This is a genomic window from Paenibacillus sp. J22P165 (assembly GCF_059692015.1).
In genome coordinates this window covers 413,331-427,019 of sequence record NZ_JCAUAP010000005.1, presented here as the reverse complement: position 1 = coordinate 427,019, position 13,689 = coordinate 413,331, and the positions used below count along the sequence as shown (strand labels likewise).

Below are 13,689 nucleotides of genomic sequence, written 5' to 3'. Positions count from 1 at the left end.
CAAAGAGTTGATGGAGGTTATGCCAATTGGCAGCATTGTGGAAGAATAGAGTGCTTTACCTTATGCTCATACCGTTGATAGCGTGGTACGTCATTTTCAAGTATATCCCGATGTACGGTGCGATTATCGCGTTTAAGGACTACAACATTTTGTCGGGGATCGGAGGTTCGGATTGGGCACATCCCTGGTATAAATACTTTAACATGTTCTATAGTTCACCGTATTTCTCCCGATTGTTTGGCAATACGCTATTGATCAGCTGCTACAAGTTAATCTTCGGCATGGTGCCGTCGATCCTGCTTGCAATATTGCTGAATGAGAGTCGAAGTCTTCTGCTAAAAAGATGGATTCAAACCTTGAGCTACATGCCACATTTTCTCTCGTGGGTTATTGTGTATGGGATCGCTGTGGCTTTCTTTTCCGAGACAAATGGATTAGTCAACCGCTGGATCAGCGACTTAGGGTACAATGCCATTTCGTTCCTTGGTGAACCTGAGTGGTTTCGTTCTGTCCTGGTTGGGACTGATATTTGGAAAGATCTCGGCTGGGGAGCCATTATCTATATCGCTGCTATTGCAGGCATAGATCCATCGCTTTATGAAGCGGCCATGATGGATGGGGCGGGACGTCTTAGAAGGATTTGGAGTATTACATTACCGGGTATATCGAATGTCATCATGCTGCTTTTGATTTTAAAATTGGGATACATCTTGGATGCAGGGTTCGATCAAATATTTATCTTCTATAACATCCGGGTCTACGCCGTTGGCGATATCATCGATACGTGGGTCTATCGCACGGGGCTAGAACAGCTGAACTTCAGTTTGGCATCTGCAGTAGGACTATTTAAATCGGTTATTGGTTTGGTGCTTGTCCTATCCGCCAATAAGATTGCAAGAAGATGGGGTGGCGGCATATGGTAATCAATCGCGGGGAGCGGGCAGCAGGAGCAGTTATCAATGTGATCCTATGTATCGTAGGTGTTGTAAGTCTTTTCCCACTTCTGTTTGTGGTATCGATGTCGCTCACGCCTTATGGTGAAGTGATTAAAAATGGGGGATTTCTTATTTTTCCCAAATCGATCACGTTTGAAGCTTACAAATATCTTTTTCAAACCAAAGAGGTGCCGCAAGCGATGTTGGTCTCGTTATTTACGGCCACGGTAGGGACAGCGATCAACTTGCTGATTACGATGCTTGGTGCCTATCCGCTTAGTCGGAAAGCTCTGCGGGGACGTACTTTCATTTTGCTTATCATCGTATTTACGATGCTGTTCAGTGGCGGCTTAATTCCGACATATTTACTGGTCAAATCTCTAGGCATGTTAAATTCCATCTGGGCATTGGTGATTCCAAGCGCAGTTGCCACCTATAACCTGTTGATTATGAAAACGTTTTTTGAAGGACTCCCTGAGGAGCTGTTCGAGTCTGCAAGAATCGATGGAGCGGGCGATATGAGCATTTTGTTCCGAATCGTCGTTCCGTTGTCGGTGCCTTCACTTATGACCATCGGTTTGTTCTATGCCGTGTCGAATTGGAACAGCTTCTTCCCAGCTGTTCTATACATCACAGACGCGAACCTGAATCCGCTGCAAATTGTAGTGCGCAAACTGCTGCTCTTGAGCAATTCCGTGGACAACGCAACGGAGAACATCGTACCGACGCCGACTTTGCAGATGGCTTCTGTCATAACCGCTAGTTTGCCTATTTTGGTGGTGTATCCGTTTATTCAGAAATATTTCACTAAAGGCGTCTTAATCGGAGCTATTAAGGGATGATTCACCAGCGTCGTGTATAGCAAGCTCTCGGATTAAGATAGACGAGACATTGCCTTCACATATAAAATAATAAAGAAAGAAGGGGTAAACATGAAAAAGCAATCTGTAACCGCTATTTTGCTTGCAATGAGCGTACTTGCAGCATGTTCGAACAACAAATCAGCTTCAACACCCGCAGCTACAGGGGAGGCATCAGCGAAACCGGCAGCTTCAGCCAAACCAGCTGCAGCTCCTGTGAAGCTTGAAATTATGCAAGAAGGCTCTGTCACATCTGCGGATGGACCAGGTTTTCCCAAGGACGATTTTGTGAAAAACGAGCTGAATAAAAAGCTGAATACTGATTTGACGATGACAATGGAAGCCAATGATTTTGTAACTAAACTTAACACTCGGATCGCTGGAGGAAATCCGCCTGACCTCATGCTGATTTCGAAAGATCTCGTGCAGAAACTCAGCCAAAGCGGTGTATTGCTGGACATGGCACCTTATCTCGACAAGTTGGGGGATTACAAGAAATTTGTAACTGCCGACCAATTGCCGAAAGGTGTTGTTGGTGGCAAGCAGATCGCTCTGCCTAAGGCACCTGGCATTACCATTTTTACCTATTGGATCCGGAAGGATTGGCTTGATAAACTGCAACTGAAAGCACCGACAACGGTAGATGAATTATTCAATGTTGCGAAAGCGTTTACCGAGAATGATCCGGATGGCAATGGCAAGAAGGATACGCTCGGAATTACAGGAACGGGCATGGATACGTTCGCGCCTGTATTTGGAGCTTATGGGGTTACCAATAGTTCCTCTTCGCTAACGCCGAGTATTTTATTGAACGGCAAGCTGACGAATGCGCTTTATGATCCAGCCATGAAAGATGCTTTAACATCCGTGAAAAAGTTTGTTGATGCTGGCGTCGTCGATCCAGAGTTCCTAAGCAACAAAGGGAATGCTTCGAAGGATAAAGCGTACCAAGGAAAAGTTGGTATTATTTATGATGGCTGGAGCGGTATCGTTCGAGATGAGCAGGTGAAAATATGGAAGCAAGCGAATCCGAACGCAGATTGGGTTCAACTGTCTGCACTAAAAGGACCGAACGGTTTACAATTTGCCGGTACCAAGGATGTAGGGGCTTCGGGCGCTATGATCGCCCTGCCCAAATCGCTCGAGAAACAACCGGAAAAGCTGAATAAAATCATCGAGCTGCTCAATTATGTGTCAACAACAGAAGGTAATAACCTAGTAGATTACGGGGTTAAAGATGTACATTTTAAAGTAGACGGCGATAAAATCAGTATTACAGATCAAGGCAAGAAGGAAAATGGGTATACATTTGTTTACCAATTCACGGGTCGCCCGGAACTTCCGTATTTGAAAACAAAATTCCCTGGGCAAGCCTCCTTTATTGATCTTGAAGCTAATTTGCCACGTTTGCCTGTCGTAGATAAGATGATTGACCTGCCTGCAGGCTTCAATAAAGCCGATGCCGACACCTTCATTCAAGAAGAAATGACGAAATTTGTTTATGGCAAAACGCCAATCACGGATTACAGCAAATTCCTTGCTACCTTAGAAGGGACATACAATTATAAGCTGTATACCGATGCGGTGACGAAGCAAGCTGCGGCACTCGGATTAACGAAATAAATGGAGGAGCCCCCATCGCACGTGGAGTGGTGGGGGACTTTTTCACCGGGTGTGCGTCAATAGCAAAATACAGGAGATGATACGCCCATGAAGCCATATCCATGCACACACGAACCGATTAAGATTTACGGATTACAAAATCAATTATTACCTCACCGTTTCTGGCGGCTTCCCGAGGAAATACTTGCGATAGCGTCAGAGGGTGTAGCGAAGAGAGCAAAATCCCCTGTAGGTGGACGTATCCGGTTTCGGACCGATTCCAAGAAGATTACGATAAGCATCACGATAAAGAACAATAACGTTGACTGGGCCATACCTTTATCCGGTTCCGCAGGTGCCGATGTGTACATCGGTACGAAGATGAACATCCGGTATGCAGGTCTAGTTGGGCCTAAGAATTATGAAGAGACATCAGCTGCTTTAACTTTTGAGAAAAATAATGAGTTAGAAGATATCACCATCCATTTGCCTAGAAATATCGAACTGGAAGATGTACAAATTGAACTTGAAGATGATGCCAGGCTGGAAGCACCAACGCCGTATACCTTCGAAATCCCAATGGTATTCTACGGATCTTCCATTACCGAGGGAGGCTGTGCGACCCGACCGGCTAATGCCTACACGGCACTGCTGTCCAGATGGTTGGACGCGGACTATATAAATCTTGGCTTTTCAGGCTCCGCCAAAGGGGAACCCGAACTCGCATCTTACATTGCGGGATTAGAAATGAGCGTATTTATTATGGATTACGATCATAATGCGCCGACAGTGGATCATCTTGAACGCACGCATGAGCCTTTTTTCAAGGAAATCCGCAGAGCACAACCCGAACTTCCGGTCCTCTTTCTTACTAAGCCTGACTTCGATTTGAAGCCAGAGGAGGCGGCACAGAGAAGAGCAATTATTCAAAGAACGTATGACAATGCAAAAGCGGCAGGCGATGAATTCGTCCATTTTATGGACGGTGAACGGTTCTTTGGCGAAACGAATCGCGAGTCTTGCACGATTGAGGGATGTCATCCCAATGATCTCGGATTCATGCGGATGGCTGAAGTCATTTACCCTAATCTTGATGACATGCTAAGATATCCAAAAAAGATCTAGTGATACGCTGGATCTAGAGGGGGGGACCGCATGTTTCAACGAATTCGGAGGCTATGGCCAGCCAAATTGCAGAATCGGATTTTCCTTACCTTTCTCTTAGTTATTTTCATTCCGTTCTCTATTCTGCAAATTCACAATTACAACCAAATTGAAACCATTATTGGGGAAAAAATCAGTGAGCAGAACGTCATTCAGCTAAGCCAAATGAAATCTCAGCTGGACGAGTTGCGTCTGACTGCATTGAATTCAGTTTTGCAAATCGAGCGTAACAGCAGTATTCCAGAGTTGATTGCTGGGGCAAATCGCTCGCCGGGAGCCGAACAGACCCGTATCGTCGAAGAAAAGCTCGACGCGATGAAAAGTACTTTTTTACCCAATAGTGTCTATATTCAGTATACGTTGGGCGATGAGCAAGGAAGAGCCTATACCTCACTTCCACTCGCAGAAAATAACGAAGGACCGCAGCATATTCGGATGGCTGGTGAGTTGTCCGCCAAGCTCCCGTTAGGGGGTTCGTTGATCAAGTGGGAGTTCGAACAGGAACTCAGTGGAACGTTAAATGAGACCAAGAGGAAGAATGTTCTTTCCTTATATTCACTTTCGCAAGTGTCCGGTGGTGCTTGGTTGCGGGTGCATGCTAGCGTCGATATCGATCAATGGTTGTTGAATTCAGCAAGCGGCATACAGGTCAAGCAAAATTACTATATGGTTGATCAACAAGGCAAAGTTATTTCGCAAACCAATACGGCATTCGCCATAGATCCGGCATTGAAACTCGGCATTCTGAATCAAGGAAAAATAAAGCCCAATGAATATACCATTGATAAGTCGGGGCAATTCGTTTATAACGCTACCTACGTCCCTTCCATCTCGTCTTACTTGGTCAGTCAGTTTCCGCTTGATTTTTTCTTTGGTGACATCCAAGCGCTCAAGCGCCAGGTATTTCTTACGTATCTGTTGATTATCGCTTTTTTTATAGGCATTTCTTTCCTAACGCTATCGACGTTGACCCGTCCGCTTCGACTTCTTGAGGCGCGCATGAAGGAAGCTGCGGAGAAAAGGATGAATATCAAACAGCCCGAGCATCCTCATAGGGGCGAGATTTTGTCATTCGTCCGTGCTTTTAATGGGATGGTCGACGATGTTACAGGGTTAATTGGGCAGCTCAAATTAGAAGAGAGGCAGAAAGAAGCGATTCGTTTTCAAATGCTCTTAACTCAGATGAATCCGCACTTCTTGCTCAACACGATCAATACGATCAAATGGACGGCAAGCAATGCCGGTAACGAAACGACGGCGGAAATGTGCAAAGCGCTTGCCAAGCTGCTGGAAAGCAGTCTAAACACGGACAGAGATCTGGTTTTTCTACAGGATGAGATGCAGTTATTGCATTCTTATGTGTATATACAATCGTTTCGGTATGATCACCGCTTTGAGGTGCAATATGATGTTCAGTCGGATTTGAACTATGCGTTAGTTCCCAAACTCAGCCTACAACCGCTTGTCGAGAATGCCATTCAGCATGGGCTTGTCTATCGTAAACAAGGCGGGATTATTAAGGTGACCGTTGCTAGCGAAGATCGCTTTCTACTGCTAGATGTTCAGGATAACGGCGTAGGTATGCAAAATCATAGGACTAATATGCCACGCGCGCGTAAGGGAATCGGCATAAGCAATCTCAAGGAGCGCCTATCACTTCTCTATAAGGATGAGGGCAAGCTCGAGTTAGTTCCCCAAGAGGAAGGGACGCATGTACGAATTTCCATACCTTTATTGCTATCGAATCCGTATCAGCCTGAATCTATCGAATAACGGTGAAGAAGGGAGTGTCTAGCATGTGGAATTTATTACTTCTGGAAGATGAACCCTTTGTGCGTCGCTCCATTCGCCAAGCTATGGATTGGGAGGCGCTAGGTTTTAGAGTCGTGGCGGAGGCGGAGGATGGCAGCGAAGCGTGGGAGTTTATGCAAACACATCCAGTGGATGTGGTCTTGTCTGACATCATGATGCCCGTCATGAATGGTATTGAGCTGCTTCGATTGGCGAAGGAGAAAGGTCACGAAGTGGAGTTTATTATGCTTACCTGCGTGAACGAGTTTGAATACGCGAGATTAGCGCTCCAGTACGGAGCTGCGGGGTATTTGCTCAAAGCTTCTATGGATACGGAAGAGTTGCAAGTCATTTTACAAAAGACCAAGCAGAGTTTAATCAAAAAGCGTGAGGAACGCACCAAAGCGCCTATGTTTAACTTATATCTGAAAGCTTGGAGATCCATACATGGCAAGGAGGAACTAGAGTCAAACGAGGTTGAGGTAGGTGGCTTTCCGCTTCCCGCCTATGTTCGCCTATTTGTCGGTTTGGCAACGGATGCAGACTTAGGAAAAGAGCAGATTATCGGCCGATTCAATTTGGACTGTCAGGACAAATTACTAGTGCACCGTTTTGTCGATGGGGGGATTGCGACGGTATTTGTTTGGTCGGATGAGCCGGATATTTCTTTGCATTCATCAGTCACGGAAACCGTATCTACGTCATGGCTTACCTCATCTGCATGGAAAGAAGGTTGGGTATCGGCGCTTCAGCAAATCGGCCTAACTTGGTATGGTTTGGATCCCACGCTTCATATAGTTGGCGAATTGCCTGTTGAGAGCTTTTCCTGGAAACAAGAGCGTTACATTCTTCAACTATTCGAAGCTATGCAATGGGTGGAGTGTGAGAAAGCGTTAGAGCTCGCATGGCATGATTTCAAGGATCAACAAACAGCAACTGCTATTGTGAAGGAAACCGCCGATCGATTGGATCGGTCGTTAGCTCGATTATCCAACCAAGCGCCTGCTGGAAAAGCTGTCTGGGCCGAAGCGGCAAGTCATCAGCAAGCTTTAGATCTTTTGTTAGCGCGTATCCGCTTATATTCCAATCACCGCATGAAGCCGACCATTTCCGAGCATCCTGAGGTCACCAAAATTATTGAGTATGTGAATAGTAATTATGACAAGGAACTTACACTCAAAGGTATGGCGAAATACGTCAACATGGGCGAGCAGTATTTGAGTGGCTTGTTTAAAAAGAAAACCGGTGAGCAATTCATCCAATATGTGCAGCGTATTCGCATTGAAAGGGCTTGTTTTTACTTGGCTACGACCGAAATGCGCGTTGCGGACATTTGTGAGCAAACAGGTTTTGTTCATCTGAATTACTTCCTGAAACAGTTCAAAAAACGAACAGGTGTAACCCCATCGGAATTCCGTGAAAGTAGTAAGACCGATCCGAAAAAACAGCAGGATTATTTGGAACAGTTATGAGTTGTAATAAGCTCAAAGCTTGTTCTTCAACGATAATGAAAGCGCTTAAATTTTGAGAGGGGTGATAGCAGAGAAGGAAGCAAGGGGACGATTGGTAAGTTCTTGCATTGAATGAAACGAAAGTGACAACTATCTTAAAGGAGGAATTTCGTAATGATGAACAAATGGTTGTCCAAGTGTCTTGTAGGCGCTCTTCTAGCAACCTTGATTACACCTGTCTTCCAAGGAATTGGCGGAAAGAAAGCATACGCTGCAACGCCAGCGAATCCGAACGCGACGCAAGCGGTAAAGGACGTGCTGAATTATTTTGATACCGTATATACGAATAATCAGATTATATCCGGACAAATGGTAACGGGTGATAAATATGGCTATAACGAAATCGATCGCATAGCCGAACTGACAGGCAAATACCCTGCTATGATTGGTTATGATTTTGGATATAAACATTCGTACGGGACTCTTACCGATTTAAGTACAGAGCGGAGTACGATTGTCGAACAGTCAGTAGATTACTGGAAAAAGGGAGGACTTGTCCAGATTTCATGGCATGAGACCAATCCTCTTGACACAATACCCGATGATGTCGGCTGGAATAGTGTCATCAGTTCCATGTCACAAACGGATTTTGATGCCATGACGACCCCAGGAACCCCTCTATATAACAAGTGGCTGACACATGTCGATATGATCGCGGATTATTTGAAAATGATGCGGGATCAAGGGGTTGTCGTTCTCTGGAGACCCTATCATGAGATGAACATTGGCTTCTGGTGGGGCGGGAAGACAGCGGCAAGTTACAAGAAGCTATGGCAGAATATGTATGATCGCTACACGAATTATCACGGCTTGAATAACCTGATTTGGGTGTGGTCTCCGGCTCGGGATGACGGTCATGCGGTAAACAGCAATTATTACCCGGGGGCGTCTTACGTAGATCTTGGTGGGGCTGATGTTTATGCAGATACACGTGCGAATGCGAAATTTACGAATGCTAACAGTGAACTGACATCCGTCATGGGCAGTAAACGTTACGGCTTGTCTGAAGTGGGCTTGCTACCGAATGAAAGCGCGATTCAAACCAATTTTGATTATACCTGGTTCCTTATATGGGCATCGAATTGGGTGGATAATCTGTTCTACGGCTTCCCAGGCGCCAATGGACCCGGCAATGATCCCTATTTTACTACGCAATTTTATAATCATGCCGTTACGATTACGAGAGATGAAGTACCTGCACTTGGACGGACGATCGATCCTGGAACGTTCATCTTCAAAGATACCATGAACACCTATCCGGCAGCAGGCGGAGCTCCGACGAACTGGACAACAACCGCTACTGGGGGCACCGTTACTGTGGAGAACGTACCTTCCGTGGGATTGGCGGGGCCGGACCGCAGCATGAAAATTAACAAAACCGTCAATACGAATGATACGAACGCGAAGAAAACAATCGGCTCGCAAACAGGCGTGGTGACCTTCAAAGCTACGCTGCGCACAGAGGAAGTCAGTTGGAAAGATTATCTGATCGTGGACAGCACCAGCAAAATTGCCGTACATATTGGCTTGAATAACGGTTACCTGAGAGCGTACGACGGTACAACACTTACGGCTTTAGAGCCGATTACGAATGGCAAATGGTACGATGTTAAGGTGGTACTGAATACCACTACTAAAAAGTACGATGTGTATGTGGGCGGTGCGAAAAAGGCTAATCAGTTCAGCTTCAAAGATACGACAGCGGTGGATGTCAACAAAGTGGCGTTTGGCGTTGCTGGAAGTGAAACGGGCATCTTATATGTTGATAATGTAAGAATAACGAAGTAATACTATTGTAAGAAGTACTTCAAAACTTATTTGTATTCAGGTATTTTGCCCGAAAACACCACTTCAAAACTTAATTTGTAAAACGATTTTATAAGAAAAAGCCAGCAAACCCTTGAGTTTGCTGGCTTCTTTCACTTCAAAACTTATTTGTCACCCAACAAGAAGAAGAAGAAGACACCTGAAACTCGCAACGAACAAAAGGGAGGGATAATTTCCTGAAAATGGGTAAGTATATAAAAACCAAGATCATTTCATCTCAGAGGGGGATTCATGCATGATTCAAAAGAATTTGCCCTTTGCGCTCGTCATGATGACTTTAATGATGTCTGTCGGTCTAATGAATCACGTTCAAATGGTCCCTTTATTATTGGAAACGGTACAAAGGGACGCTTGGATCAGCATAGTAATATTGGCTGTACCCATCTGCTTATTCATGATTCCGGTTTACTACATCTGTAAAAAAACGAGTGGACGTAACATTCAAGACTGGATAAAGATCAATTATGGCTTTCTACCGTCCCTTCTATTTCGGGGTTCATGGATTGTATATTTTACTTTTTTTATCTTCGTCGCGGTTAAAGATACGGTCATGTGGACCCATGTCTCCTATTTACCACATACCCCCGTGCTTGTTATTGCCTTATTCTTATGTGGTTTATCCGCGATTGTCAGCGTTTTTGGTGTACGCATGATTATGATTGCATGCGGCATTTTTTTGCCGACCGTATCTTTGCTCGGTTTCTATATTTCTTTTGCGAACATTCCGAATAAGGATTACTCCAGTATATTTCCAGTCCTTGAAAACGGTTGGAGTCCTATTCTGAAAGGGCTGATTTATGTAGGAGGCGGATTGTCGGAGTTGGTCATCATCATATTTCTAAATCAGCAAGCTTCAAAAAAATCATTATTGTATTATTTTTTACTTGCTCTTCTGTTAGTCTGCCTGGCTTTTGGTCCGACTTTAGGCTCAATCAGTGAGTTTGGTCCTGTGGAGGCTGCTAAACAACGATATCCATCTTTTGAAGAATGGCGGCTTCTACGTATTGGACATTTTATTGAGCATATGGATTATTTGTCCATTTATCAGTGGGTCACCGGTGCAACCGTTCGAATTTCACTTGGCATCTGTCTAATTCTCGATCTTGCGAATTTGAATAAGCGGCGTACTCGAGCATTAGCTGCTTCATTGATTGGTGCAGGATTCATTCTGGCTAGCCTACTACATATCAGCGATTATGATTTTTTGTTTTTTTTACGGCATTGGTATTTTCCAGCGGTATTACTATTCCATTTACTGATCGTCGTGATCCTGCTCGGTCTTATCGCTTTATGGAGGCAAAAGAACGCAACAACGTAGTCTAAAAAGGTGGTACAACTATGCGCCAGTCAGACAAGATCACCATCGGTTCTTTAGAAGAGCACTCTATCAAGGAGCTGTTCAAAAACAGCCACGATGTTCAAATTGATAACGTATTAATGAAATTTCGTCATTCAACGCATAGCGTGATTTTAATCTATTGCATCGGCATAGCCGATTCCAAGCAAATCAATAATTATGTCCTGCTTCATTTAGAGGGCATGATAGAGCGTCATCAGGACGAACAATCCCTCGAGTACTTCGGTCCTTTACGATTAAAAAAGCTGAATGGGAATGACAACATTGATACACTGACAGCTGATGTTTTTACTGGAACCTTAATTATATATTTAGAAAAATCACAAACCTTTTATTCTCTGGAAATCGCCGATGCTCCGAAACGAAATCCTGAGGAATCAGCATCAGAGGTCTCAGTTAAAGGGCCGCGTGACGGTTTTACCGAAGACTTGACAACCAACGTCGCCTTGGTTCGACGCAGAATTAAATCAGCCACATTGTGTGTTGAATATTTCACTGTCGGCAGAAGAAGTCAAACCAAGGTAGCATTATTGTATGTAAATGATATTGCAAATCCCGATTTGATCCAAGAAGCCAAAGAACGTCTTTGTAAAATTGATGTGGATGTGCTGCATAATAGCAGCCAATTGGAGGTCATGCTTGCTGATAGTTCGATTTCTTTATTTCCTTTAATCGATTATATCGGGCGTCCGGATTATGTGACTGAAAGCTTAATGGTCGGTCGGTTTGTTTTTTTAGCTGATGGCTCCCCTAACGCCATTATTGCTCCAGTCACGTTTACCGAGATTCTCAAAACACCAGAGGATCTCTATTTACCTTTTCAATTTGTTACCCTTGAAAGACTCCTTAGAATATTTGGATTTATTATAGGTACACTATTGCCGGGCTTCTGGGTCGCACTTTCCGCCTTCAATGTCGACCAGCTCCCTTTCTCCCTTTTGGCTTCAGCAAAAATAAACAGAACTGGTCTTCCTATGCCGTCCACACTCGAAGCGTTTCTAGTGGTTAGTCTTTTTGAAGTGTTCCGGGAAGCAGGCATTCGTTTGCCCAAATCGGTCGGTCAGACGGTTGCTGTTGTCGGTGGGCTGATCATTGGTGACATGTCTGTAAAAGCCGGTCTTACCTCGCCAATCATGATCGTGATCGTATCGATATCTACAGTTGCATCGTTTATGCTGATCAACCAAAATTTAAATGGGACTGCTACCATTTTTAGATTTTATGTTCTCCTCATGTCCTGCTTTTTTGGCATATTTGGGTTTATCCTTTCCGTAATCTGTATTGTCTTTTATATGTCCGGCTTGGAATCCTTCGGCATCCCTTACTTGACTCCAATGTCTCCACCGATTTGGAAGGAATTGATACCTGCTTTAGTGAGAAAACCACTATCTCAAATGAAAAAGAGACCAGGTTCTCTGCAACCAAAAGATGCCACCCGTCAAGGAGATGATGCTTCTTGAACTTCGGACGTATCGTTGTATTGATTCTAAGCTGTAGCCTGCTCCTCACCGGTTGTTGGGATCGAAGAGAGCTTCAAGATACCGTGTTCGTAGCTGCAATTGGCGTTGATTATAAAGACGGACAATATCTCGTATCTTCCCAACTTATTAATTTCGGTAGCGTTGCCAAGCGAGGGACTGGAAAAAGTGCTGGAGAGAGCACATGGATAGGTACAGCATCCGGTAGTAACCCGTTTGTCGCTTTTCAAAATTTAAATCAAATGACTTCCCAGCAGCAGTTATATTTAGGACAGGTGACAGCTCTTGTCTTAACCAGCCGCGCACTTGAGCACGATGTAGAGGATATCTTAGAAGCGTTATACCGTTATCGGGAGCTTCGTTATACTGTCTGGTTATTTGGGACCGAAGAGCCCATCACGCCATTGTTTGGTTCAGATGCTCTACTTGGGCTCTCGCCTGAGCTAACCGTCATCCACAATCCTAGACCCGCTGCCGCAAAAGTAGCACGAACTCGGCCAGTTTCTGTGAGACAATTCCTTAAGGCTTATAGAGAGCCCGGGGAAACGGCGTTTATTCCCTCTTTATCGTTACATAACAATTGGGAGACAAAAGAAAAACCGATACCCGTAGCCTATATCGATGGACTCTATGCTTTTTATCAAAAAAAGTATAAAAATAAATTCCTGCTTTCCAATGTCAAAGGACTTCGTTGGATGTACAAACCTTCAGATGAGGTCATGCTGCAGGTAAATGGACAGCAATTTCAAGCGACGTGTATGGTGAGAAGTAGTCATCGGAGTGTAAAGTGGACATATGCGAAAGATCAGCTTCAATATATTCTAGACTTAAAAATAAAAGCCAGTATGGAAATGGGGAATGGTCAGTTCTCCAAAGAAGAGCTGAGGGCGGCTGTGGACAAAACGCTACGCAATGAAATTATGGAAACTTTTCAATTGGGAGAAAACTCTAATGTCGACTTGCTGAATTTGGGGAAGGAAATGTTTAAATATGATCTTCGCCAATGGCGTGAAATTTACCATTCACCAGAAGTCAAACCTGCCTTGAAGGTGAATATCCATTTGTTCCTAGAGCATTCGGGAACTTATAAGGTGGGATGATATAGTAAATTGTAGAGAAGTCAATGTCATTCAACGCAGAATGTTAGTGGAATGCAGTCCCTTA

The 13,689-nt window shown here is 44.4% G+C and carries 10 protein-coding genes; all 10 read left to right on the top strand.

Annotated features, from left to right (window positions below; genetic code table 11):
* The first annotated feature begins 62 nt into the window (after nt 1–62).
* Nucleotides 63–923, top strand: a complete 861-nt coding sequence (locus tag AC58QM_RS14600) for an ABC transporter permease (RefSeq protein WP_497285312.1) — start codon at nt 63–65, stop codon at nt 921–923.
* Nucleotides 917–1,777 (top strand): carbohydrate ABC transporter permease, encoded by an 861-nt coding sequence (locus tag AC58QM_RS14595; RefSeq protein WP_497285096.1) that lies wholly within the window; start codon nt 917–919, stop codon nt 1,775–1,777. The genes AC58QM_RS14600 and AC58QM_RS14595 overlap by 7 nt, the downstream gene beginning before the upstream one ends.
* Nucleotides 1,778–1,867: 90 nt before the next feature.
* The gene (locus tag AC58QM_RS14590) at nt 1,868–3,418 is read left to right on the top strand and encodes an extracellular solute-binding protein (protein ID WP_497285094.1); all 1,551 of its coding nucleotides are present in this window, start codon (nt 1,868–1,870) and stop codon (nt 3,416–3,418) included.
* Nucleotides 3,419–3,505: 87 nt separating this feature from the next.
* Nucleotides 3,506–4,522, top strand: coding sequence for an SGNH/GDSL hydrolase family protein (locus AC58QM_RS14585; RefSeq protein ID WP_497285092.1), 1,017 nt, complete (start codon nt 3,506–3,508; stop codon nt 4,520–4,522).
* A 30-nt stretch (nt 4,523–4,552) separates the two neighbouring features.
* Nucleotides 4,553–6,334 carry a sensor histidine kinase gene (locus AC58QM_RS14580; protein WP_497285090.1) on the top strand — a complete coding sequence of 594 codons (1,782 nt, stop codon included), beginning with the start codon at nt 4,553–4,555 and terminating at the stop codon, nt 6,332–6,334.
* A 23-nt stretch (nt 6,335–6,357) separates the two neighbouring features.
* A complete protein-coding gene (locus AC58QM_RS14575) occupies nt 6,358–7,824 on the top strand; it encodes a response regulator (RefSeq protein WP_497285088.1) in 1,467 nt (488 codons plus the stop codon).
* 153 nt (nt 7,825–7,977) lie between these two features.
* Nucleotides 7,978–9,651, top strand: coding sequence for a glycosyl hydrolase (locus AC58QM_RS14570; protein WP_497285086.1), 1,674 nt, complete (start codon nt 7,978–7,980; stop codon nt 9,649–9,651).
* A 274-nt stretch (nt 9,652–9,925) separates the two neighbouring features.
* Nucleotides 9,926–11,008, top strand: coding sequence for an endospore germination permease (locus AC58QM_RS14565; RefSeq protein WP_497285084.1), 1,083 nt, complete (start codon nt 9,926–9,928; stop codon nt 11,006–11,008).
* Nucleotides 11,009–11,028: 20 nt separating this feature from the next.
* Complete coding sequence (locus AC58QM_RS14560) at nt 11,029–12,507, top strand: spore germination protein (RefSeq protein WP_497285083.1); 1,479 nt, start codon at nt 11,029–11,031, stop codon at nt 12,505–12,507.
* Nucleotides 12,504–13,625: a Ger(x)C family spore germination protein gene (locus tag AC58QM_RS14555; RefSeq protein WP_497285081.1), complete on the top strand. Its 1,122-nt coding sequence runs from the start codon at nt 12,504–12,506 to the stop codon at nt 13,623–13,625. The genes AC58QM_RS14560 and AC58QM_RS14555 overlap by 4 nt, the downstream gene beginning before the upstream one ends.
* Nucleotides 13,626–13,689: the final 64 nt, after the last annotated feature.

Bases quoted from the DNA above. Each gene is read 5' to 3' on its own strand.
- AC58QM_RS14565 (WP_497285084.1), top strand. From the start codon at position 9,926: ATGATTCAAAAGAATTTGCCCTTTGCGCTCGTCATGATGACTTTAATG.
- AC58QM_RS14600 (WP_497285312.1), top strand. From the start codon at position 63: ATGCTCATACCGTTGATAGCGTGGTACGTCATTTTCAAGTATATCCCG.
- AC58QM_RS14560 (WP_497285083.1), top strand. From the start codon at position 11,029: ATGCGCCAGTCAGACAAGATCACCATCGGTTCTTTAGAAGAGCACTCT.
- AC58QM_RS14570 (WP_497285086.1), top strand. From the start codon at position 7,978: ATGATGAACAAATGGTTGTCCAAGTGTCTTGTAGGCGCTCTTCTAGCA.
- AC58QM_RS14580 (WP_497285090.1), top strand. From the start codon at position 4,553: ATGTTTCAACGAATTCGGAGGCTATGGCCAGCCAAATTGCAGAATCGG.
- AC58QM_RS14590 (WP_497285094.1), top strand. From the start codon at position 1,868: ATGAAAAAGCAATCTGTAACCGCTATTTTGCTTGCAATGAGCGTACTT.
- AC58QM_RS14585 (WP_497285092.1), top strand. From the start codon at position 3,506: ATGAAGCCATATCCATGCACACACGAACCGATTAAGATTTACGGATTA.
- AC58QM_RS14575 (WP_497285088.1), top strand. From the start codon at position 6,358: ATGTGGAATTTATTACTTCTGGAAGATGAACCCTTTGTGCGTCGCTCC.
- AC58QM_RS14595 (WP_497285096.1), top strand. From the start codon at position 917: ATGGTAATCAATCGCGGGGAGCGGGCAGCAGGAGCAGTTATCAATGTG.